The organism is Phenylobacterium sp. (assembly GCF_036501465.1).
Lineage (GTDB): Bacteria > Pseudomonadota > Alphaproteobacteria > Caulobacterales > Caulobacteraceae > Phenylobacterium.
Genome location: NZ_DASYAF010000138.1, coordinates 20,687 through 42,719 on the forward strand (window position 1 = coordinate 20,687; position 22,033 = coordinate 42,719).

Sequence of the window (22,033 nt, forward strand, 5' to 3'; positions counted from 1 at the left end):
GAGACCCCCTCATGAGCAACGATCGCCGTTCCGTCCTGCAGATGCTTTCTGACGGGAAGATCACCGCCGACGAGGCCGAGCGCCTGCTCTCGGCGCTCGACCGGACCGAGACGCCGCCGCCCGCCGGCTTCGCGAGCACCGCCGGCTCGCCGCCGCCGCCGCTGCGCAGCAACGCCGCGCCCAAGTACCTGCGGGTGACCGTCGACGCCGATGTGCATGGGGACAACACCAAGGTGAACATCCGCGTGCCGATGGCCCTGCTGCGGGCCGGCGTGCGGCTCTCCAGCCTGATCCCCGCCGAGGCGCGCGACCAGGTCAACGCCGAGCTCGCCAAGAACGGCGTGCCCTTCGATATCGGCCAACTCAAGCCGGAGAACCTGGAGGAGCTGATCAGCCACCTGGACGACCTGACGGTGGACGTGGACTCCCACGACGCCAAGGTCCGGGTGTTCTGCGAATAGTTCGCTCCTCCCATGAACCGAAGAGTTCGGGGGAGGTGTCAGCGAAGCTGACGGAGGGGGGGGTGGAACGACGAGGCGCTTGATGCCCCCTCCGTCTCGCGCCGCGGGCGCGATCCACCTCCCCCGTCGCCTGTGCGACAGGGGAGGAGCCAAGGCTCGCTACTTCACAAACAGCTCGGCCCAGCGGCGCTTCTTGCGGGCCTTGTGCGACCCGCGGTGCCAGGCGTCGGAGGCGATCAGCGGCACCACTGTGGTGGCTTCGGCGAATACCATCTGCTCCCAGGTGACGTCGACCTTGCCCCAGGAGCAGGCCTCCTTGAGCGTGGACGACGAGCAGGCGCCGTCGCGCACGTCGGCGACGGTGATCTGCACGGCGTATTTGTGCATCGCGACCTCGTGGCCGAGGATCTCGGCGCAGACCACCGTGTCCTGGGCGAAGTTCTTCGGCACCCCGCCGCCGACCATGAACAGGCCCGTGGCGCCGGCCGCGATCTTGATGTCGGTCAGTTCGCGGAAGTCGGCGACGGCGTCGATGGTGAGGTAGGGCTGCTTAGCCTTCATCCGCTCCACCTGGTGCTTCACCAGGCCGAAGCCGGCCGATGAATCGGTGAAGGCCGGGCAGAAGATCGGCACGCCTTCCTCATAGGCCGTCTGGATCAGCGAGCCCGGCTTCTTGGCGTTGCCCGCCGCCAGCCATTTGCCCATCTCCCAGATGAACTCGCGGCTCGAATAGGGACGCGGCTCCAGCGCCTTGCAGATCGCGTAGATCGTGCCGTCGCAGTTCTGGAGCTCTTCCTCGTCGATATAGGTGTCGTAGATTCGGTCGATGTAGAGGTCGCGCAGGTCGCGGTCGTCGACGTTCGATTGGGCCTGATAGTGCTTGAAGCCCAGGGCCTCGAAGAAATCCATGTCGACGATGGAGGCGCCGGTCGACACCACCACATCGATCATCCCGTACTTCAGCATGTCGCGGTAGATGTGCATGCAGCCGCCGGCCGAGGTGGAACCCGCCAGCGTCAGCCAGGTGGAGCAGTCGGCGTCGGCCAGGCTCATCGACCAGATGTCGGCGGCGCGCGCCGTGTCGCGGCTGGTGAAGCTCATCTTGCGCATGGCGTCGATGACCGGGCGCGCGTCGTACTGGTCGATGGCCACGTGCTCGACGGTGTTGGCCAGCAGCTCGGCCTTGCGGTTCGACTTCTGAACGTCAGCGTTCATCTTCAAAAGTTCCCTTCTGAGGGTGATCGCCCGTCCAATAGAAAAGACGCGACCGGGACGGAGCGACCGGCCGCGCCTTTAACACGCCCCCGGCCGTTTCGTGTGAAACGGCCGAGAATTTTCGCCTAAGGAATCCGCCCTCGGGCGAGGGCGGCGGTGTGTCGGTGTTACCGCCCCAATACCCTACCGCTTGCGGCGCTTCTTGCCGGCGGCGCCCTTGGGCCGTGAGAAACGGACGACCTTGCGTTCGTCCACCTGTTCGCGCGGCAGGCGGATGGTGCGCTCGGCCAGGCCGAACATCGAAGCCATCGGCGCATCGCCCACGATCACCGTCTCGGCGTCGCCGAAGCCGTTGAAGCGGGTGTTCATCGCCACCCCATAGGCGCCCAGCATGCCGATCTCGATGTAGTCGCCCTCGCGGACGTCCTCCGGCAGCCAGAACGGGCCCGGCATGTGGTCGAGGCTGTCGCAGGTCGGCCCGTAGAAACGAAAGGGCTTCAGGGCGCCTTCCACTTCCAGGGCCTCGCCGTCGTCGGCGGTCTCCGCGCCGCGATACAGCTTCACCGGGAAGGGCCACTTGGTGTGCGCCGCGTCGAACAGGCTGCCGTAGCTGCCGTCGTTCAGATAGAGCGCGTCGCCCTTCTTCAGCTCCACCTTGACCAGGATCGAGGAGGCTTCGGCCACCAGCGCCCGGCCGGGTTCGCACCACAGCTCGGTCTCCTCGTGGACCATCATCTCGGCGAAGCCGCGGTCGATCGAGTCGATGTAGTCGGCCATGTCCGGCGGCAGCATGCCCGGATAGACGCTCGGGAAGCCGCCGCCCACGTCGACGATGTCGACCAGGACGCCGGCGCGCACGATGGCGCGGCTCGCCTGGGCCATGGCGGCCTGGAAGGCGGTCGGGCGCATGCACTGGCTGCCGACGTGGAACGAGACGCCCAGGCGGCCCTCGGTGGCGCGCCGCGCGGCCAGCAGCAGGGCCGGGGCCTCATGCGCGTCGGCGCCGAACTTGCCGCTGAGCGAATAGGCAGCGCCTTCCGCGCTCACCGCCAGGCGGACGATCAGGGTCAGGTCGCCGGCCCCGTCGGTGGCCTCGAGGATCTTGGCCAGCTCCTCGTGGGTGTCGAGGGCGAAGGTCTTCACCCCGTACTCATGATAGGCGCGGGCGATCGCGGCGCGGCTCTTCACCGGATGCATGAAGGCCATCCGCGCGCCCGGCGCATGGGCGGCGACCAGCTCGATCTCGGGGATCGAAGCCACGTCGAACGACGTCACCCCGTTCGCGGCCAGGGTCTCGATGACCCACGGCGAAGGGTTCGCCTTAACGGCGTAGAAGACATCGCCCTTGAATTTATCCTGGAACCAGCGCGCCGCGGTGGCCACTGCGTCGGGTCGCGCTAGGGCGACGGGACGCTCCGGTGACCGCTCACGGACCAGGTCCAGGGGCGTATGGTGTTCGTGCACCTCACGCAACCCCCAACGGATTGTTGAACCCAATCCGGCGTTAGCAGCGCTTTTGAGGACATCGGGTCCGCCGGAACCGCGGCACATAAGGACATCGGACCCCAATGTAAAGTATTGAATCCAGGCTTTTCGACGCAGGCGAAGGCGGGCTTTGATGCCTGGGGCGGCGCCTGGCCGCCGACGATTCGCCTCGGAAGGCCGGCCATGACGACCGATGAGGGCGTGGCGCGCCAGATTGCGGAGCTCATCGAGCTTGGCCGCGGCCTGGTGCAGGCGGGCAAGCTGGACGACGCGGCCGAGCTGTTCGCGGGCCTGCACGCGCTGGACCAGGCCGACCCGGCGGTCAGCCGCGAGCTCGGGATCGTCCGGGCCATGCAGGGCGATCTCGCGGGCGCGCTTCCGCTGCTCGAGCGGGCCGTCACGGCCACCCCGCAGGATGTGCTGGCGCACAATGTGCTGAGCGTCTGCCGCTTCGAGGCCGGCGCGTTCGAGGCCGCGCTGGCGAGCGCCGACGCCGCGATCGCGCTCCTGCCCAATTTCGCGCCGGCGCTGAACAACCGCGGCAACGCCCTGCTGCGCCTGGGCCGGGCAGCCGAAGCCCTGGCGGCGCTGGAGGCGGCCGCGGCGCTGACGCCCGACGATGCGGTGGTTTGGCTGAACCTGGCCAATGTGCAGCGAGACCTGGGGCGACCGGAAGCGGCGCTCGTGAACCTGGAGAAGGCCCTGGCGCTCGACGGGCGTCTCGCGCCCGCCCACACCAACCTGGCCAATGTGCTGCAGGACTTGGGGCGGCGCGAGGACGCCCTGGCGCGCTATGCCGAGGCCCTGGCGTTGGATCCCGCCTCGGTCGACGCCCACTGGAACCGCAGCCTGCTGAACCTTTCGATGGGGAACTTCGAGGCCGGCTGGCGCGAATACGAATGGCGCTGGCGCAGGGACGCGCCCGAAACCCGGCCGCGCGCCCTAGCTGCCCCGCCCTGGCTGGGCGAGGCGCCGCTCGCGGGCCGCAGCATCCTGTTGCACTGCGAACAGGGGATGGGCGATTGCATCCAGTTCATTCGCTTCGCGCCCAGGGTCGCGGCGCTGGGCGGCCGAGTGGTGGTGGAGGCCTTCGCCCCGCTGGCCGCGCTGTTCGGCTCGGTGGAGGGCGTGGAACAGGTCGTGACGCGCGGGACGGCCCTGCCGGCCACCGATCTCCAATGCCCGCTGATGAGCCTGCCGCTGGCGCTTGGCGCCTTCGCCCCGCCGGCCGACCAGGCCTTCCCCTATCTGGCGGCGCCGGCGGCGCGGCGCGCCGCCTGGCGCGAACGGCTGGGGCCGGCGTCGCGGCCCCGTGTGGGCCTGGTGGCGAGCGGCAGCCCGACCCACCGCGCCGATCACCTGCGCAGCGTGGGCCTGGAGCGCCTGCTGGCCGCCGCGCCGAAAGGGCTCGAGCTGCATCTGCTCCAGAAGGAAATCTCCGCCGACGACCGCGCGGCGGCTGAGGCGCGCGGCGTCGCCGTCTGGGCCGACCAGCTCACGGACATCGCCGACACCGCCGCGCTGTGCGAGCTCATGGACCTGGTGGTCAGCGTCGACACCGGCGTGGCCCACCTGGCCGGCGCGTTGGCGCGGCCGGTGCGGATCCTCGTCCCTTTCGACCCGGACTGGCGCTGGGGCGTCGCGGGGCAAGACAGCGCCTGGTATCCGACCGCGCGCCTGTTGCGCCAGGCCGCGCGCGGCGACTGGTCCGCGCCGCTGGCGGCGTTGGCGGCGGAACTTTCGACGCTGGCCGGCTGAGCTCGCCGGTCGCGCTAGACCGGACGCGGGCGGCCGTGCCATGAAGCGCAGGGGGCAAAGGACAGGCGGCGCGGCGCCTCCTTCCGCGCGCCCCAGACGGGGAATCCTAAGCCGCCTATGCCCGACGCCGCTGTCCTCTCGATCCGCAAGGCCTCCAAGACCTTCGGCGCGCGCCGGGCCTTGGACGGGGTGTCGCTGGACGTCGCCAAGGGCGAGATGATCGCGCTGATCGGCCCGTCGGGCTCGGGCAAGTCCACCCTGCTGCGCTCGATTTCCGGCCTGCAGACCATCGACGGTGGCGAGGGCCGCATCGAGGCCTTCGGCGGCCCGGTGCAGGAAAACGGCCGCATCGGCGCCGACGTGCGCAGGGTGCGCACCCGCATCGGCTTCATCGCCCAGCAGTTCAACCTGGTGGGCCGGCTGTCGCTGTTCACCAATGTCGCCCTGGGCTCGCTGGGTCGGATCGGGACCTGGCGCGGGCTCCTGGGGCTGTGGCCGGCGGAGACCAAGACCGCGGCCATGGCGGCCCTGGCGCGGGTCGGCGTCGCCGACTACGCCGGCCAGCGGGCCAATACCCTGTCGGGCGGCCAGCAGCAGCGCGGGGCCATCGCCCGCGCCCTGGTCCAGAAGGCCAAGATCGTGCTCGCCGACGAGCCGGTGGCGAGCCTCGACCCGGTTTCGGCGCGCCGGGTGATGGAAAGCCTGCGCGATCTCAACAAGGCCGACGGGCTCACCGTCCTCGTCACCCTGCACCAGGTGGACTATGCGCTCCGCTACTGCGACCGGGTGGTGGCGCTGAAGGCCGGCCACATCGTCTATGACGGCCCCGCCGACAAGATCGAGACCAAGCAGCTCATCGACATCTACGGTCCGGAATTCGAAGACGTCTTCTGGGAAGGAGTTCCGAAATGATCCGCCGCCGCCTGCTCGGCGCCCTCGGGATCGCTGCGATCCTTGCCGCCGGCGCTCTTGGCCTCAACGCCTGCTCGCCCAAGAAAGCCGCCACGGGCGAAGCGCCCAAGGAGATCGTCTTCGGCATCCTGCCGGCCGAGAACCAGGCGTCCATGGGCCCGATCTGGCAGCCGCTGTTGGACGACATGTCGACCCGGATCGGCGTGAAGGTCACCGCCCGCTACGTCTCCAACTACGCCTCCCTGATCGAGGCCATGCGCTTCAAGCAGGTGCAGGTGGGCTGGTTCTCGGCCCTGCCGGCGCTGGACGCGGTGGAGCGCTCTGGCGGCGAGGTGATGGGCCGCATCATCGACGCCGGCGGCGACGCCACCTACGCCTCGGTGCTGATCGCCAAGAAGGGCAGCGGCATCACGCTGGACAAGGTGCTGGCCTGCGGGGGGAAATACTCCTTCGGCATGGCCGACGCCCAGTCGACCTCCGGCACGCTCGCGCCCATGGCCTACCTCTTCACGCCGAAGGGGATCGAGCCCACCAAGTGCTTCAAGACCGTGCGCTCGTCGAGCCACCAGGCCAACAGCGCCGCGGTCGCCAACGGGGTGCTGGACGTGGCCACCAACAACACCGTGGGCATCCTGTTCTTCAAGCGCGAGAACCCGGCGAAGGCCAACAGCCTCGACATCCTGTGGACCTCGCCGCCGCTCCCCGAAAGCTCGATCGTCGCGCGCAAGGACCTCGACCCGGCGATCAAGGAGAAGATGCGCCAGTTCTTCCTGACCTACGGGACCGGGACCGGCCCCGAGGCCGACCGGCAACGCGAAGTGCTGAAGAAGATGGCCTATGGCGGCTTCCGCCCGGCCGATGACAGCTACCTCGACCCGATCCGCGAGATGCAGGCGTCCGAGGCGCTGGGCGAGGCGCGCCACACCGGTGACGCGGCCAAGATCGCTGCCGCCCAGGCCGCCTACGACAAGGTCCACGCCGCCGCCGAGGCGCGGCGCGCCAAGGAGCCGAATCCCTGATGGCGCCGGCTTCGCTCTCCGGGCCGACCACCGCGGACATCCCGCTGCCGCCGCACCGTTCGATCGCTCAGCGCGCGCCCGACCTGCTGGTCTGGGGCGTGGTCCTGGTGCTGCTGCTGATCGCCGTCAAGCCGGTGGAGATGGAGAAGATCGGCAAGCTCTTCGCCAACTCGCAGAACATGCGCGAGTACGGCGGCGAACTGATGCACCCGAACTTCGACATCTGGCGGCTCTACGTCGGCCAGATGTGGCTGACGATCCAGATCGCCATGTGGGGCACCGCGCTCGCGGTGCTGATCGCGATCCCCTTCGGCCTGGCCTGCGCGCGCAACATTTCGCCGGTCTGGCTGCAGCAGCCGCTGCGGGTGCTGATGAACCTGCTGCGGGCCATCCCCGACCTGGTGATCGGCACCCTGTTCATCGTGGCCGTGGGCCTGGGCCCCTTCGCCGGCGTCATGGCCATCGCCATCAACACCGGCGGCGTGCTGGCCAAGCTGTTCTCCGAGGCCGTGGAGGCCATCGACCGCGCCCCGGTGGAAGGCGTTCGCGCCACCGGCGCCACGCGGCTGCACGAGGTCGTCTGGGGCGTCATCCCGCAGGTGGCCCCGCACTGGACCTCCTATGCGCTGTATCGGTTCGAATCCAACGCGCGCTCGGCCACGGTGCTGGGCCTGATCGGGGCCGGCGGCATCGGCCAGCTCTTGTTCGAGACCCTGAACGCCTTCGACTACCAGCACCTGTCGGTGATCATCATCGTGATCATCGTGGCGGTGACGCTGATCGACATCCTCTCCCAGTTGATGCGCTCGCGCCTGCTCTGAAGCGCCGGTCCGCGCCCAAAGAAAAGAACGCCGCCGCAGGGTGCGCGACGGCGTCGGAGGATTGCGGGGGTCGCCGCGAGAGGGACGTCTCAAGCCCAAGCTGTAGGCCCGGTTTGTGACAGCCCGCCGACGCGCGGGTGAGCCTTATGTGACAACGGCCACGCCTTGCGGTGTCACCAAACTGTCGTCGCGCGGCGCTAAGCCGGACGCCAAAGAGCGGCATGGATGGGGCGCTCTTCTTCAGGAGAAAAGCATGTTGAAGACTCTGGGGGCGGCTGTTGGCGCGGCTCTGGGCGCGGCCCTTATCGCCGGCGCGGCCACGCAGGCCGTCGCGGCGGGTGCGATGTCGGGCGCGGGCGCGACTTTCCCGGCGCCGGTCTACGCCAAATGGGCGGAGGCCTATAAGGCCCAGACCCAGACCACGCTGAACTACCAGCCGATCGGCTCCGGCGGCGGCATCAAGCAGATCGAGGCCAACACCGTCGACTTCGGCGCCAGCGACAAGCCGCTGAAGCCGGAAGAGCAGGCCGCCAACGGCCTGGTGATGTTCCCGACCGTAGTCGGCGGAATCGTCCCGGTGATGAACCTGCCGGGCTTCAAGCCGGGCCAGCTCAAGCTCACCGGCGCCCAGCTCGCCGACATCTACCGCGGCGTGATCAAGAAGTGGGACGACCCGCTGCTGGCCCGGACCAACCCGGGCGTAAAGCTGCCGAACCTGCCGATCACCGTCATCCACCGCTCGGACGGCTCGGGCACCACCTTCCTGTTCACCAGCTTCCTCAGCCTGCAGGCCGAGCACTGGGCCAAGGAAGTGGGCGCCAACGACAGCGTCGCCTGGCCCGTCGGCCAGGGCGGCAAGGGCAATGACGGCGTCGCCGCCTTCGTGAAGCAGACGCCCGGCTCGATCGGCTACGTCGAGTACATCTACGCCGCGCAGAATTCGATGACCTACGCGCTCATGCAGGACAAGGCCGGCCAGTTCATCGCGCCGACCGCGGCCAGCTTCAAGGCCGCCGCCGCCAACGCCAAGTGGACCAGCGCCCCGGGCTTCTACCTGCTGCTGCTCGACCAGCCGGGCGCCAATGCGTGGCCGATCACCGGCGCCACCTTCATCCTGATGCACGCCAAGCAGGCCGACGCGGCCAAGGCCAAGGAAGTCCTGAGCTTCTTCGACTGGTGCTACAAGAACGGCGACGGCGACGCCGACAAGCTGTTCTATGTGCCGCTGCCGGCCAATGTGAAGGCGCTCATCCGCAAGTCCTGGTCCAAGGTCGTGGGTCCGGACGGCAAGCCGGTCTACAAGTAGGCCCGAGCGTTTGCGGCGCCCCGCAGCGGCCAGCCCGCGGCGGGGCGCAGGCTCCTCAAGAGTACGCCAGATCCCGCGAGATGTCTGAAACCACGCTCCCCGCCGCCGCCCCGGGCCGCCGCCGGTCCGCCCCGCGCGGGGCGCTGATCGGCCAGCTGTTCGAGGGCCTGTGTTTCGCCGCCGCCACCCTGCTGCTGGCCTCGCTCGGCGGCATCATCGTCTCCCTGATCATCGGTGGCTGGCCGGCGCTTTCGAAGTTCGGTGTCGGCTTCCTGTGGAGCTCCGCCTGGAACCCGGTGACCGACGTCTATGGCGCGGCCGGGCCGATCGTCGGCACGGTAATCACCGCCGCGCTGGCGCTCATCCTGGCCTTGCCGGTGGCCGGCGGCGTGGCCTTCTTCCTGACCGAGCTATGCCCCGCGCCGCTGCGCCGGCCGATCGGCACGGCGGTGGAGCTCTTGGCCGGCATCCCGTCCATCGTCTACGGCATGTGGGGCCTGTTCGTCTTCGCCCCGCTGTTCGCCCGCTGGATCCAGCTGCCGCTGATGTCGGCCGCCAAGCCGGGCTCGCTGCTTGAGGCGCTGACCACCGGCATCCCCAACGGCTCCGGCATCCTGCCGGCCTCGATCATCTTGGCGATCATGATCCTGCCGTTCATGGCCGCCACCCTGCGCGAGCTGCTGCTGACCGTGCCCGCCGCGGTGCGCGAAAGCGCCTATGGCCTGGGGGCGACCACCGCCGAGGTGGTGCTGTCGGTGACGCTTCCCTACGTCCGCCAGGGCGCCATTGGCGCGGTGATGCTGGGCCTGGGCCGCGCGCTCGGCGAGACCATGGCGGTCACCTTCATCATCGGCAATTCGCACGCCTTCCCCAAGTCGCTGTTCGATAGCGGCTCGACCATCGCGTCCACCATCGCCAACGAGTTCACCGAGGCCACCAGCCCGGTGCACACCGCGGCGCTGATCTCGCTGGGCCTGGTGCTGTTCCTGATCACCTTCGTGGTGCTCGGCCTCGCGCGCCTGATGCTGCGCCAGCAGGGAGCCAAGCTGTGAGCGCCGCCAAGCTGGCCCGCCGCCGCGTCGGCGACATCGCCTTCAAGGTCTTCTGCGTCCTGGTCACCGCGCTCGCCCTGGTGGCGCTGGCCGCCATCCTGTGGTCGCTGCTGGTGCAGGGCCTCGGCGGCCTGAACCCCAAAGTCTTCGTCAAGGAGACGCCGGCCCCCGGCTCGCCCGGCGGCCTGGCCAACGCCATCGTGGGCTCCATCGAGATGTGCCTGCTGGCCATGGTGATCGCGCTCACCGTCGGCATCTTGGCCGGCACCTGGCTCGCCGAATACGGCGGCCGCTCGCGCTACGGTGCGGTGGTCCGCTTCCTGAACGACGTGCTGCTCTCGGCGCCTTCGATCCTGGTGGGCCTGTTCATCTACGAGTTGCTGGTCGCGCCTTTCCACGGCTTTTCGGGCTTCGCGGGGTCGGTGGCGCTGGCCCTGCTGGCGGTGCCGGTGATCACCCGGACCACCGAGGACGTGCTGCTGCTGCAACCCACCACCCTGCGCGAAGCCGGCGTCGGCCTGGGCGCGCCGCTTTCCTATGTGATCCGCCAGGTGCTGTGGCGCTCGGCCCGCGGCGGACTGCTCACCGGCGCGCTCTTGGCCTTTGCCCGGATCAGCGGGGAGACCGCGCCGCTGCTGTTCACCGCGCTGAACAACCAGTTCTTCAACAAGCCCTGGTTCGACCTTCGCCAGCAGACCGCCAACCTGCCGGTGGTGATCTTCAACTACGCGCTCAGCGCCTATGACGACTGGCGCAAGCTCGCCTGGGCCGGCGCCCTCCTCATCGCGGCCACCGTCTTGGCCGTCACCGTCGTGGCGCGTATCGTCGCCCAGGAGCAACGACGCTCATGAACACCCTCAATCCGGCGGCCGTGGAAGAGTTCGAGACGAGCATCGCCGACATCGACCGCGCGCAGGTGAAGGTCGACGTCCGGGGGCTCAACTTCTTCTACGGCAAGACCCACTCGCTGAAGGGCGTCTCCATGCCCATCGCGCGCAACAAGGCCACCGCGCTGATCGGCCCCTCCGGCTGCGGCAAGTCCACCCTGCTGCGCACGCTGAACCGCATGTACGCGCTGTATCCCGGCCAGCGGGCCGAGGGCGAGATCATCCTGGACGGCGAGAACATCCTGGGCCCGCGCGTCGACCTGGCCCGCCTGCGCGCCCGGGTCGGCATGGTGTTCCAGAAACCGACGCCGTTTCCGATGAGCATCTACGACAACGTGGCCTTCGGGGTGCGGCTCTACGAGAACCTGGGCAAGGCCGACATGGACGCCCGCGTCGAGGAAAGCCTGACCCGCGCGGCCCTGTGGGATGAGGTGAAGGACAAGCTCTCCGCGCCCGGCCTCGGCCTCTCCGGCGGCCAGCAGCAGCGGCTGTGCGTGGCGCGCGGCGTGGCGGTGCGCCCCGAGGTGCTGCTGCTCGACGAGCCGACCTCCGCCCTCGACCCGATCTCCAGCGCCAAGCTGGAGGAGACGGTGACCCAGCTGAAGGCCGACCACACCATCGTCATCGTCACCCACAACCTGGGCCAGGCGGCGCGGGTCTCCGACTACACCGGCTTCATGTACCTGGGCGAACTGGTGGAGTTCGGGCCGACCGACGAGCTGTTCACGCGGCCCGCCACCAAGCGCACCTCCGACTACATCACCGGCCGCTTCGGCTAGAGCACGATGAGGTCAGGTGGAATCACCTGACCGCTGAATCAGGGTCTAGATTCAAACGTGTAGACCCTGATTCAGCGTTCAGGTCGCTTCGACCTGAACCCATCAGGGTCTAGGGCCGTTGTGCGTCAGGGCTGGCCGCCGAAGGCGTAGGCGACTTTCACCCAGGCCCCGCGCGGCGGCGCGGGCGTGCGGAACTGCTCCAGCGCCAGGGTGTAGATGCTGTTGGTCCCCGACAGGCCGTAGGTTGCGTATTTCCTGTCGAACAGGTTGTCGACATCGAGCGACAGGGTGAGGCGCTTGCCGATGCGATACTGGGCGTCGAGGTTCACCACCGCATAGCCGGGGACCTTGCCGGTGGGGTCGCTGTTGCTCTCGTTGCCGTGCGCGTACTGGTCGGCGACGGCGATCAGCGCGGCGCCGATGCGGAAATCGTCGCTCACCGCATAGCCGGCCCGCAGCTTGAAGCTGCTGCTCGGGATGCCGGGGATCCGGTCGCCGCTCACCACGTCCTGGCCCGATGGGGTCGTGAAGGGCGAGCGGTAGTCGGCCTCGACGTAGCCATAGTTGGCCGAGAGCGACAGCTTGCCCACCTGGGTCCGGGCGCCCAGGTCGACGCCGCGCCGCTCGGTGTCGCCGACGTTGGAAAAGAAGCCCTGGCTGGTCGAGGTGGCGATGAACTGGATGTCGTTGCGCAGGCGCGAGTCGTAGACCGCCGCGTTCCAGGCGACCCTGTCGAACAGCGTCCCGCGCGCGCCCAGTTCGAAGGTCCGCGCGGTCACCGCCTTGAGGTCGGGGTCGCCGTTGAACCCGGTCGGCAGGGAACAGGGGCTGTTGGGGTCGGCGCAGCTGAGCTCGATGGAGGTCGGCGCGCGCATGGATTCGCTGTAGTCGCCGAAGACGCCGATCGCCTTGCCCGGATTGTAGTTGAAGCCGATCCGCGGGTTGAACCGCTGGTAGCGGTGCGCGCCGTCCAGGCTGCTGGTGTCCGGGCCCGCCACGGCGCCCGCCGGCGCGCCGTTGGGGGTCGTCGCAGCCCCGGTCCCGGTGTTGGAGAACTTGAAGGCCGCCGAATAGGCCGGATCGTAGAAGGTGACGCCGCTCACCGCGTCGGTGAAGGAGAAGCCGCCGTCGTCGTTCAGGAACTGGCTGTTCTGGCCGCGCTGGTCGAGCGAGGTGTACTCATAGCTGCCGGACAGGGTGACGCTCAGGGTGCCGGTCACGTCGAAGGTGTCGGTGAGGAAGACGCTGGCCTCCTTCACCCGCGCGCTCAGGGCCACCGACGACAGGATGTTGCTGCCGGTGAAGGCCGGCCGGTTGGTCGCCGAGGGGGGCAGGCCGTTGGCGGTGAAGCCGTACTCCTGGTCCGGGATGACGATGGTCTGGAAGTCGATCAGCCGCGCCAGCAGGGTGTCCTGACCGTAGCGGATGGTCGAGCGGTCGAAGCTGCCGCCGAGCACGAAGCTGTTCTTGTGGCCCATCAGCGGCGTGGCGCTCGCCCACTGGGCCGAGGCGCCCACGGTGCTCTGGCGCAGGTCCGAGGTGACCAGGCTTGAGTTGATGGTGCTGGTCCACCGCCCATAGCCCAGGGCCAGCGCATTGGCGCCGGTGATCGAATTGACCGCGGTTCCGTTGGGCGCGGCGTTCGCGCACTTGAAGGCGCCCGTGGCCGTGGTCGCCAGCGAGCCGTCGTCGTTGAAGCAGCCGTCGTCCAGCTCGGCGTTGCTGTTCAGGCTCCTGGCGTTGGACTGGCGGTAGAAGACCTGGCCGGTCAGCAGGTTCGCCTCATCGACCCAGTGGCTGGCCTTCAGGGTGTCCAGGCGCATGCGGTTCAAGATCGAATCCGGCGCCGTGTAGGCCGATTTGGGGTTCGACAGCATGTCGAGCGGCAGGGCTTGGGTGCCGGCGAGCCTCGTGTCGGCCAGCGCGCCGGAAAGCTCGACAAGCGTCTTGTCGCCCGGTCCCCGCCAGCGGAGCTTTCCGAACAGCTGCTTAACCTCAGAGCCCGAGAAATCCCGGAAACCGTCCTCCTTGTCCCAATTGCCGGCCAGGAAGAAATCGGCGCCCGAAGCGGCGTTCGCGCCGCCGGCTTCGAAGGTCGCGGCGCGCCGGCCGAACGATCCGCCGAGCAGGCTGACGGTGACGCCAGGGCTGTCCTGGCCGGTGCGGGTGTTCACCACTAGCGCGCCGCCCAGCGCGTTCAGGCCGAAGATCGGGCTTGAGCCCGGCTGGACGTTGACGGTCGAGATCGCGTTCATGGGAACGAGGTCCCAGTTGACGATCGAGCCGAAGGGTTCGTTGACGCGCACGCCGTCGAAATAGACCGCCAGGCCGACCGGCGCGCCGAGCAGGGAGGTGGCCTGGAAGCCGCGGTAGTTGACGTCGTTCTGATAGGGGTTGCCGGTCCCGCCGCTGACGGTCACCGACCCGAGGTTGCCGTTCAGCAGGTCGGCCAGGTTGGCGGCCCCCTGCTGGCCGGGGGCACGCGCATCTATGGTCTGCGCGTTGGCCGGCGTTCGCGACAGGGGCGTTCCGGTGTCGTCGAGCGGCGTGCCCACCACCACCAGGGGACTGACCGACGGGCCGGGCGCGGCCTCGTCCGCCGCACGGGCCGCGGCGGGCGCGATCGCCAGCGCCAGACCCAGCGCGCCGTAGCGCAAGCGGGTCGGCATGCCGGGACGGCTGCGACCTTGAACGCCCATTTCCTTCATCCCCTGCCCGTGGTCTTTTGCCTCGGAAGCTTTTGAAACTGCGGTATCGAAGGGCCTGAAGGGCGGCAATGGCGCCACTTCCCGACTTCATCGGGAAAACTTCCCGATCGGTGCGCGGCACCTTGCCGGGGCAGGTGATGGCGGCCGCCTTCGCCGCCTTGGCCGCCAGCCTGGCGGTGGGCGCGCTCGCCCTGGTGTGGGACGCGCGCCGCTCGGTGGACGCCGAACTGGCCTCGGCCATGGCCAGCGCCGCCCAGGCCGCGCGCACCGGCCTGCAGGACGCCCAGGCCTCCAGCGCGCCGGATGCGGTGCTGAGCCGGGCGGTGCGGATGTTCGACGGCAATCGCCACGTGCGCGCGGTCTGGCTGGACGGGTCGGGCGCGGCCCGCCTGGCTTCGCGGCCGGACAGGCCGTCCGACCCGCCGCCCGCCTGGTTCGTCCGGCTGATCGACCCGCGTGCGCCCACTCGCCTGGTGGGCCCGGTCCGGCTGGAGCCCAATCCGGTCAACGAGATCAGCGAGGTCTGGGCGGGACTGCGCGACGCCCTGCTGATCGTGGGGCTGCTGTCGGTGTTGGCCATGGTGCTGATCCGCCGCACCGTCCGCCGCGCGCTGGCGCCGCTGGAGGCGGTGAGCGGCGTGCTGGCCCGGGTCGGGGCCGGCGACTTCGAGGCCCGCGCTCCGGTCGCCGGCGTGGCGGAGGTGGAGCGCCTGGCCACAGGCGTCAACGCCATGGCCGGCCAGCTCGACGCCATCGACCGCGAAAACCGCCGGCTGCACGAGCAGCTCGCCACCGTGCAGGAGGAGGAGCGCGCCGAGATCGCCCGCGACCTGCACGACGAGATCGGGCCCTATCTGTTCGCGGTGAACATCGACGCCGCCGCGGTCCGCGACCTGGCCGCGCAGCCGGCCAAGGCCCGCGCCGCGATCCCGGCGCGCGTGGCGCTGATCGAGGCGGCGGTGGCGCACATGCAGACCCAGGTCAGCGACATGCTGCGCCGCCTGCGGCCGCTGCGGGCCGTGGAGTTCGGCCTGTCGTCGGCGGTGGAGGATCTGGTGGCCTTCTGGCGGGCGCGCCGGCCGGATATCGCCTTCGAGCTCTCGCTGGACCTGGATGACGCGGCGCTGGGTCTTGGCCTGCGCGAGGCCTTCTACCGGATCGCCCAGGAGGCGCTGAGCAACGCCGTGCGCCATGGCGCGCCCAGCCGCATCGCGCTGCAGGTTTCGGTGGGCGCAGACCAGGTCGCCGTCCTTCGCGTGGCCGACAACGGCGCGGCGGTCGCGCGCACCGGCCAGCGGCCGCGCTTCGGGCTGATCGGCATGCGCGAGCGGCTGGCGGCCCTGGGCGGCGAGCTGGTGGTCGATCCCGGCGCGGGCCAGGGCTGGACGGTGACGGCGCGCGCGCCGCTGAAGGGTCTGGAGGTCGCTGCGTGAGCAAGGTGCTGCTGGTCGACGACCACGCCATCGTCCGCGACGGGCTGCGGCGGCTGTTGGCCGACCTGGACTTGGGCCAGGTCCTGGAGGCCGCCAGCGGCCGCGACGCGCTCGCGGTCGCGCGCGCCGAGCGGCCGTCGCTGGTGATCCTCGACCTCAACCTGCCGGATCTCGGCGGGCTGGAGATCCTGGCGCGGCTGCTGCGCGAGGACCCGGCGGTTCGCGTGCTGGTGCTCTCCATGCACGCCGAGCCGCTCTATGCTTCGCGCGCGCTGAAAGCCGGGGCCAAGGGCTATGTCAGCAAGGCCGCCGCTCCGGCCGAGATCGCCGCGGCGGTCCGCGCCGTCGCCCGCGGCGAGGGCTATGTGGAGGCCAAGGTCGCCCAGGCCATCGCGCTCGGGACCGGCGGCGCGGCCCAGCTCGATGCGCTCACGCCGCGCGACCTGGAGATCCTGCGCCTGCTGGCCGCCGGCAGGAGCCTGGCCGAGATCGCCGCCGCCCTGGGCGTGGCCTACAAGACCGCCGCCAACAGCTGCACCCTGTTGAAGGAAAGGCTGGGGGTCTCGCGCACCGCAGAGCTGATCCGCCTGGCCGTCGAGCTCACCGAGCCGGTGGACTAGGACCGCACGCCTTTACGCCGCTTCGGGCCGCCGGCGGCGCACCCGGGCCAGTCGCCGCAGCCGGCGCCAGAAGCGGGTCTTCTCGGGTTCGGGATAGGGCTGCAGGTTGCGCACGAAATCTTCCGCGCAGGCGCGCCAGGAGAACTTCTCGGCGAAGGCGCGCACCTGCTTGCGGTCCAGCGCCAGGGCCTCCAGACAGGCCTCGCGCAGGCCCTCGGTGGCGCTTGAGGCGAGCGCGCCGGCGCCGGAGCCCGGGATGATGTCGATGGGCCCAGGCGCCGGATAGGCCGCCACCGGCGTCCCCGAGGCCATGGCCTCCAGGATCACTAGGCCGAAGGTGTCGGTGAGCGAGGGGAAGACGAAGACGTCGGCCGAGTTGAAGGCCGCCGTCAGGGCCGCGCCGGACTTCGAGCCGGTGAACACCGCCCGTGGATATTTGGCCTTCAGCTCGTCGAGCTGCGGACCGGGGCCGACCACCACCTTGGTCCCCGGCAGGTCGAGGCCCAGGAAGGCCTCGATGTTCTTCTCCACCGCCACGCGGCCCACATAGAGGAAGATCGGCTTGGCCAGGTGGGCGAAGGCGTCCGGCTCGTCCTGCCGGCGCGGGTGGAAGGCCTCGGTGTCCACGCCGCGCGACCAGGAGGAGATATTGCGGAAGCCGTGCTGCGCCAGCTCGTCGCGCATGGTGGGCGTGGCCACCATCAGCCGCCCCGACGGCTTGTGGAACCACTTCATGTAGGCGTAGCCGGCGGCCAGCGGCAGCGGCAGGCGGGCCGAGACATATTCCGGGAAACGGGTGTGGTAGCTGGTGGTGAAGGGCAGCTTCCATTCCACGCAGATGCGCCGCGCGGCCAGGCCGATCGGGCCTTCGGTGGCGATGTGGATCGCCTCCGGCTCGAAGGCCTTGAAGCGCTCCTGCACCGGCTCGTAGACGCCGATCGCCACCTTGATCTCGCCATAGGTGGGCAGCGGGAAGGTCTTGAACTGGTCGGGGCTGATCACCTCGACCTGGTGGCCCATGTCCTTCAGCTCCTTGACCACGCGGGTCAGGGTGCGGACCACGCCGTTGACCTGCGGCTCCCAGGCGTCGCTGGCCAGCAGGATGCGCATCGGCCGGCCGGCGTCGTGTGGCGCGGTGATCGCCTCGCGGATGCGCGGCAGGATCCGCGCCGCCCGCGGTTTGGGCGGCGGGACCATCGCCTGGCTCTGCATCCACGACCAGAAGGCGCCCAGCAGGGCCTCCTTGGTGGGGAAGTAGCGGTAGACCGTGCGCTCGCCGACCTTGGCGTCCTTGGCGATCTCCGCGAAGGAGAGGTCCTCCAGCGGCCCCTGTTCGAGCTGGTGGCCGACCGCGCGCAGGATCTGCTCGCGGGTCTCCTCGCGCTGCCGATCCCTCAGATTGGGCGTCTCGCGCGGGTTCGGGGCAGGCGCGGGCGTCTTCATGGCAGGCGAACTGTCACGAACATCGATATCCTGTCAACCGGCGAGGTGGCAGTCGCGCTGCCACGAGATTTTCTGAAGAGCTTGAGTATGAAACCGGTCAGGCGGCGAGCGGTTCCGCGACCTCGACCGGCCCGGCGACAGCCGGCCTGCCGCGCGCCTTGGCCCACTCCAGGATCTCCATCGCCCCGTCGGCGTGTTCGACCAGGGCGGTGCAGCTTTCCACCCAGTCGCCGTCGTTGAGATATTCGACGCCGTCGATGATCCGCCGTTCGGCCTTGTGGATATGGCCGCAGATCACCCCGTCGACGCCGCGCCGGCGCGCCTCGTCGGCCACCGCCTGCTCGAAGTTCTCGATGAACTGCAGCGCCTTCTTCACCCGGGTCTTGGCGAAGGCCGAGAAGCTCCAGTAGCCGAAGCCCAGCCTGCGGCGGACGCGGTTGATCAGGGTGTTCGAGGCCAGCAAGGCCCGATAGGCCCAGTCGCCCAGCAGCGCCAGCCACTTGGCGTGCTGCACCACCGCGTCGAAGTCGTCGCCGTGGGTGACCAGGAAGCGGCGGCCGTCGGCGGCCTCGTGGATCGCGTCGCGCGCCACCACCACGCCGCCGAAATGCACCCCGATGAAGTCGCGCACCACCTCGTCGTGATTGCCGGGCACATAGATCACCGCGACGCCCTTGCGGGCCATGCGCAGGATCTTCTGCACCACGTCGTTGTGCGCCTGCGGCCAGTACCAGCCGGAGCGCAGCTTCCAGCCGTCGACGATGTCGCCCACCAGGTAGAGGGTGTCGCACTCGATGTTGCGGATGAAGTCGAGGAGCAGGTCGGCCTGGCAGCCCCGCGTGCCCAGGTGCACGTCGGAGATGAACACGGACCGGTAGTGGCGCACTGCGGCTTCGGTCACGCACGACCTCTCTCGTCGCCCATCTTCCGCGCAGCCGTGGACTGATTTGATGTCGGTTTTGCGAAGGCGCCGCTGCGGCCTTTCGCGCCCGGCCAAGACTCGCTAGGGCTTGCGGCCAGAGCTTCTCCTCCCCAGCTCGCCACAAGCCTTGGCCCAGATGGACGCCAGAACCAACCCCGCCCGGGCGACGCCCAAGTCGCTGCGCACCCGCGCGCGCATCCTCGACGCCGCCACGCGGCTGTTCGCCGAGGTCGGCTACCACGCCGCCACCAACGGCATGATCGCCGACGCCGCCAAGCTGACCCGCGGCGCCATGCTCTACCACTTCGCCACCCGCGAGGAGCTGGTGGAGGCGGCCGTGGCGCACATCGAGATCGAGCGCGCGCGCCTGTTCGAGGCCGCCGCCCGCGCCTCGGCCGCCCAGGCCTCGGCCGGGCCGGGGCAGGACGCCTCGGAGGCGGCGATCGACGCCTATTGGACCCTGCTGCACACCCAGGCCTTCGTCGCCTTCGCCGAGCTGGAGGCCGCCGCCCGCACCGAGCCGATGCTGCGGCCGCGCCTGGCCGCCGCCCAGGCCGCCTTCGACCGCGCCCAGGTTGGCGGTGGGTTCGGGGCCCTGGCCCAGGCCGGCGCCGACGCGCGCTTCCAGACCAGCCGCGACCTCGGCCGCTTTCTGCTGGAAGGCATGGCCAAGGGCGCCCTGACCTACGACGAGCCGGCGCGGCGCGAACGCCTGCTGGCGGTGGTCAAGCGCGCCGTGCGCATGCTGAACCGCAAGGGCGACGTGCAGGACTTGTGGGACTGACTTCCTTCTCCCCTTGCGGGAGAAGGTGGCCTGCGAAGTAGGTCGGATGAGGGGTTGATGGCCCTATCCGCCTCCTCGCTGACGGCCCGGCGAGACCCCTCATCCGTCAGCCTTGCTGACACCTTCTCCCGCAGGGGGAGAAGGGACAAAGAAAAAGGCCCGGCGTTTCCACCGGGCCTTCCTCAACTCAATCCGTAGCGGCCGGGCCTATTTGCCGCCCGCCGTCGGGGTGGCCGCGGCCGCGGCCGGAGCCGCCGGCTTGCTGTCCGCCGCGGCTTCGCGACGGCGGCGCTGGCCGCCCATCTTTTCCATGGCGGCGAGCTCGTTGGCGTCGATGTAGCCGTCGTGGTTGGCGTCGAGCACGTCCCAGTACTTGCGGATCTGATCGCCGATCTGGCCCTTCAACTCTGACTTCTCGATCTTTCCGTCGATGTTGGAGTCGAGCATGCCCATCAGGCGGTTCTTGTTCAGGTCGTCGTCGTAGCTGACCATGTGCTTGGAGGTTTCGTCCTGCCAGCGATAGCGGATCGCCATGTAGAACATCTCCTCCCAGGACTGATCGCCCCACACCACCTGCTTGCTCGGATCGGGGTTGTGCGGGTTGCGCTTGGAGTTGTCGTAGATGAAGTGGGCGATCAGCTTCGAGCCCGCCGGCACCTTGATCGGCTCGGCGAAGGTGTAGTCGCGCTGCCAGCTGAAGTCGTAGCGCGGCAGAGACAGAAGCAGCTTCTCCTTGCCGTCCGGATAGCGGATCCACAGGTCCGACATCGCGCCGCGGTAGTGGGCGTGCGGGAAGGCGGCGTAGAGCAGGGCTTCCTTCGGGAAGCTCAGATAGCCCACTTCCTCGTGGTGCGGATCGTTCGGCGGAATGACGATCGCGTTGTTCACGATCACCGAATTATGCATCACCAGGTCGGGCTTCTGGTTGTCCTTGTAGAAGTAGAGCGCGATCTTGGTGTGATCGGTCACCTGCTTGCCGAACGGGGTGTAGTGGGTCTGGAAGCCGATGGCGCCGCCCGGCGGGATATAGGTCCCGACGTCCTTCGGCGCGATCTCGCTCTCGGCGCCGACGGCGTAGCCGCCGACCGAAACGCCCCACTTGCTCTCGAAGGCCTGCTGGCCGGGTTGGGGCACGTCCTTGAGGTAGCCGGTCAGCACGTGGTGCACGCCCTGGCGGCTCTCGACCTTGACGGTGGAGGCCCGCAGCCACTTGCCCTCGGTCTCCGGGTTCTTCACCCACGGGTGCTGGTAGTCCACCACGCCCGAGGCGGGGATGGTGTAGGCCGGGATGTCGAGGATGGCGTCGGGCTTGCCCAGCGGCCATTCGGCGGCCACATGCTTGACGGCGCCCAGCGGGTCCTTGCCCTCGCCGCGCGGCGCGCCCTGGTCGACCCAGTGGACGATGGTCTTGATCTCGGCGGGCGACAGGTTCTTGTCGTCGGAGAACTTACCCACGTGCGGGTCGGCGTTGTAGGGCGGCATACGGTCGGTGCGCAGCACCTCGCGGATCATCGGCGAGAAGCCCTTCACCGTGGCGTAGTCTTTCATGGCGAAGGGGCCGATGCCGCCTTCCTCATGGCAGGCCACGCACTTGGCTTCGAGGATCGGGGCCACGTCCTTGACGTAGCTGATCGGGGTCTTCTTCGCGCGGGCCGGGAAGTCGACCAGGCAGCCCTTGGAGGCCTGGGTCGCGGCCGGGACCGGCTTGCCGGCCAGCAGGGCGGCCAGGGCGTTGTCCGCGAAGGGCTTGGCGACGGCCTTCTGGATCCCGTAGTCAGCCGCGTCGTTGACCGGGCCGTGGTACACCACCTGCCAGGACTTCGGGTTGATCACGAAGACTTCCATGGTCCGGTTGACGCCCAGCGCCTCGCCGATGATCTGGTTGCTGTCCATCAGGATCGGGATGTCGATGCCGTATTCCTTGGCCTCGGCGGCGATGGCGTCGCGGCTGTCCTGCAGGTTCGAGTCGATCAGCATGACCTCGACGCCCTGGGCGGCGTACTTGTCGCGCAGGGCCTTGATCGCCGGCGTCATCGCCCGGGCGATCGGGCAGCCGACGCCGGTGGAGATCAGCACGATCGCCTTGTCGTCGCTCATCCGGTAGAGTTCGTGGGCTTCCAGCTTCTGGGCGTCGACCAGCATGAAGTTGTCGATCCGCTGCGGCGTCATCGCCTCGGTGGCCGCCGTCGCCTGGCCTTGTTCGCCGGCGCTGGGCGCCGCCGGGACGGTCGAAAAGCCATAGATCAGGAGGGCGCTCGCCGCCGCTCCGAACACGCCAAGTCGCGCAGACATCATCGCATCAATCCCCTAGGTTTGTGCTCGTTCGGCCAGCGCGTGGGAGGATACGCGCGGAGAGCCTATCGAGCCCTTAACTTAACACCGTTCAGGGGGTCGAATCCACTGGTGGAAGGTTTCGGTTTTGTCATCT

At 69.3% G+C, this 22,033-nt stretch carries 18 protein-coding genes and 1 pseudogene; 12 read left to right on the forward strand and 7 right to left on the reverse strand.

Translation table 11 applies throughout. The features are described 5' to 3' along the window. Nucleotides 1–11: 11 nt before the first annotated feature. Nucleotides 12–461 (forward strand): SHOCT-like domain-containing protein, encoded by a 450-nt coding sequence (locus VGL85_RS14350; RefSeq protein ID WP_331589638.1) that lies wholly within the window; start codon nt 12–14, stop codon nt 459–461. 159 nt (nt 462–620) lie between these two features. On the opposite strand, the gene VGL85_RS14355 is transcribed toward VGL85_RS14350, so the two are convergent. Further along, the gene (locus tag VGL85_RS14355; RefSeq protein WP_331589639.1) at nt 621–1,676 is read right to left on the reverse strand and encodes a 1,9-bis(guanidino)-5-aza-nonane synthase; all 1,056 of its coding nucleotides are present in this window, start codon (nt 1,674–1,676) and stop codon (nt 621–623) included. 183 nt (nt 1,677–1,859) lie between these two features. Further along, nucleotides 1,860–3,140, reverse strand: coding sequence for a type III PLP-dependent enzyme (locus VGL85_RS14360; protein ID WP_331589640.1), 1,281 nt, complete (start codon nt 3,138–3,140; stop codon nt 1,860–1,862). Nucleotides 3,141–3,344: 204 nt separating this feature from the next. Between VGL85_RS14360 and VGL85_RS14365 the strand changes: the two genes are divergently transcribed. The 8 genes from VGL85_RS14365 (at nt 3,345) to pstB (ending at nt 11,695) form a co-directional block, all read left to right on the forward strand. Then, nucleotides 3,345–4,919, forward strand: coding sequence for a tetratricopeptide repeat-containing glycosyltransferase family protein (locus VGL85_RS14365; RefSeq protein ID WP_331589641.1), 1,575 nt, complete (start codon nt 3,345–3,347; stop codon nt 4,917–4,919). 117 nt (nt 4,920–5,036) lie between these two features. After that, complete coding sequence (gene phnC, locus VGL85_RS14370) at nt 5,037–5,831, forward strand: phosphonate ABC transporter ATP-binding protein (RefSeq protein WP_331589642.1); 795 nt, start codon at nt 5,037–5,039, stop codon at nt 5,829–5,831. Beyond that, entirely contained in the window at nt 5,828–6,850 is a 1,023-nt protein-coding gene (gene phnD, locus VGL85_RS14375) for a phosphate/phosphite/phosphonate ABC transporter substrate-binding protein (protein WP_331589643.1), read from the forward strand. The genes phnC and phnD overlap by 4 nt, the downstream gene beginning before the upstream one ends. Next, on the forward strand, nt 6,850–7,671 hold the full coding sequence (gene phnE / locus VGL85_RS14380; protein WP_331589644.1) for a phosphonate ABC transporter, permease protein PhnE: 822 nt from the start codon (nt 6,850–6,852) through the stop codon (nt 7,669–7,671). Before phnD ends, phnE begins: the two co-directional genes overlap by 1 nt. 253 nt (nt 7,672–7,924) lie before the next feature. Continuing rightward, entirely contained in the window at nt 7,925–8,977 is a 1,053-nt protein-coding gene (pstS, locus tag VGL85_RS14385) for a phosphate ABC transporter substrate-binding protein PstS (RefSeq protein WP_331589645.1), read from the forward strand. 80 nt (nt 8,978–9,057) lie between these two features. Next, nucleotides 9,058–10,029 carry a phosphate ABC transporter permease subunit PstC gene (gene pstC, locus VGL85_RS14390; protein ID WP_331589646.1) on the forward strand — a complete coding sequence of 324 codons (972 nt, stop codon included), beginning with the start codon at nt 9,058–9,060 and terminating at the stop codon, nt 10,027–10,029. Then, nucleotides 10,026–10,880 carry a phosphate ABC transporter permease PstA gene (gene pstA, locus VGL85_RS14395; protein WP_331589647.1) on the forward strand — a complete coding sequence of 285 codons (855 nt, stop codon included), beginning with the start codon at nt 10,026–10,028 and terminating at the stop codon, nt 10,878–10,880. Before pstC ends, pstA begins: the two co-directional genes overlap by 4 nt. Continuing rightward, nucleotides 10,877–11,695 carry a phosphate ABC transporter ATP-binding protein PstB gene (gene pstB, locus VGL85_RS14400; RefSeq protein WP_331589648.1) on the forward strand — a complete coding sequence of 273 codons (819 nt, stop codon included), beginning with the start codon at nt 10,877–10,879 and terminating at the stop codon, nt 11,693–11,695. Before pstA ends, pstB begins: the two co-directional genes overlap by 4 nt. A 125-nt stretch (nt 11,696–11,820) precedes the next feature. On the opposite strand, the gene VGL85_RS14405 is transcribed toward pstB, so the two are convergent. Then, nucleotides 11,821–14,394 carry a TonB-dependent receptor gene (locus tag VGL85_RS14405; RefSeq protein WP_331589649.1) on the reverse strand — a complete coding sequence of 858 codons (2,574 nt, stop codon included), beginning with the start codon at nt 14,392–14,394 and terminating at the stop codon, nt 11,821–11,823. A gap of 77 nt (nt 14,395–14,471) precedes the next feature. On the opposite strand from VGL85_RS14405, the gene VGL85_RS14410 reads away from it, so the two are divergent. Continuing rightward, on the forward strand, nt 14,472–15,836 hold the full coding sequence (locus VGL85_RS14410) for a histidine kinase (RefSeq protein ID WP_331589650.1): 1,365 nt from the start codon (nt 14,472–14,474) through the stop codon (nt 15,834–15,836). Next, nucleotides 15,833–16,456, forward strand: coding sequence for a response regulator transcription factor (locus VGL85_RS14415; RefSeq protein WP_331589651.1), 624 nt, complete (start codon nt 15,833–15,835; stop codon nt 16,454–16,456). Before VGL85_RS14410 ends, VGL85_RS14415 begins: the two co-directional genes overlap by 4 nt. A gap of 12 nt (nt 16,457–16,468) precedes the next feature. Here VGL85_RS14415 and VGL85_RS14420 read toward each other — a convergent pair whose 3' ends face one another. The 3 genes and pseudogenes from VGL85_RS14420 to VGL85_RS14430 form a co-directional block, all read right to left on the reverse strand. Then, the gene (locus tag VGL85_RS14420; RefSeq protein ID WP_331589732.1) at nt 16,469–17,566 is read right to left on the reverse strand and encodes a glycosyltransferase family 1 protein; all 1,098 of its coding nucleotides are present in this window, start codon (nt 17,564–17,566) and stop codon (nt 16,469–16,471) included. A 126-nt stretch (nt 17,567–17,692) separates the two neighbouring features. Then, nucleotides 17,693–17,899 (reverse strand): annotated as a pseudogene (locus tag VGL85_RS14425) (TetR/AcrR family transcriptional regulator); the annotation flags it as partial. Nucleotides 17,900–17,996: 97 nt separating this feature from the next. Beyond that, a complete protein-coding gene (locus VGL85_RS14430; RefSeq protein WP_414695267.1) occupies nt 17,997–18,800 on the reverse strand; it encodes a UDP-2,3-diacylglucosamine diphosphatase in 804 nt (267 codons plus the stop codon). 157 nt (nt 18,801–18,957) lie between these two features. Here VGL85_RS14430 and VGL85_RS14435 point away from each other — a divergent pair, with 157 nt between their 5' ends. Next, nucleotides 18,958–19,605, forward strand: coding sequence for a helix-turn-helix domain-containing protein (locus VGL85_RS14435; RefSeq protein ID WP_331589652.1), 648 nt, complete (start codon nt 18,958–18,960; stop codon nt 19,603–19,605). Between the two features lie 207 nt (nt 19,606–19,812). Here the strand turns inward: VGL85_RS14435 and VGL85_RS14440 are convergent, their stop codons facing one another. Beyond that, nucleotides 19,813–21,897, reverse strand: coding sequence for a redoxin family protein (locus tag VGL85_RS14440; RefSeq protein WP_331589653.1), 2,085 nt, complete (start codon nt 21,895–21,897; stop codon nt 19,813–19,815). Between the last annotated feature and the right edge of the window lie 136 nt (nt 21,898–22,033).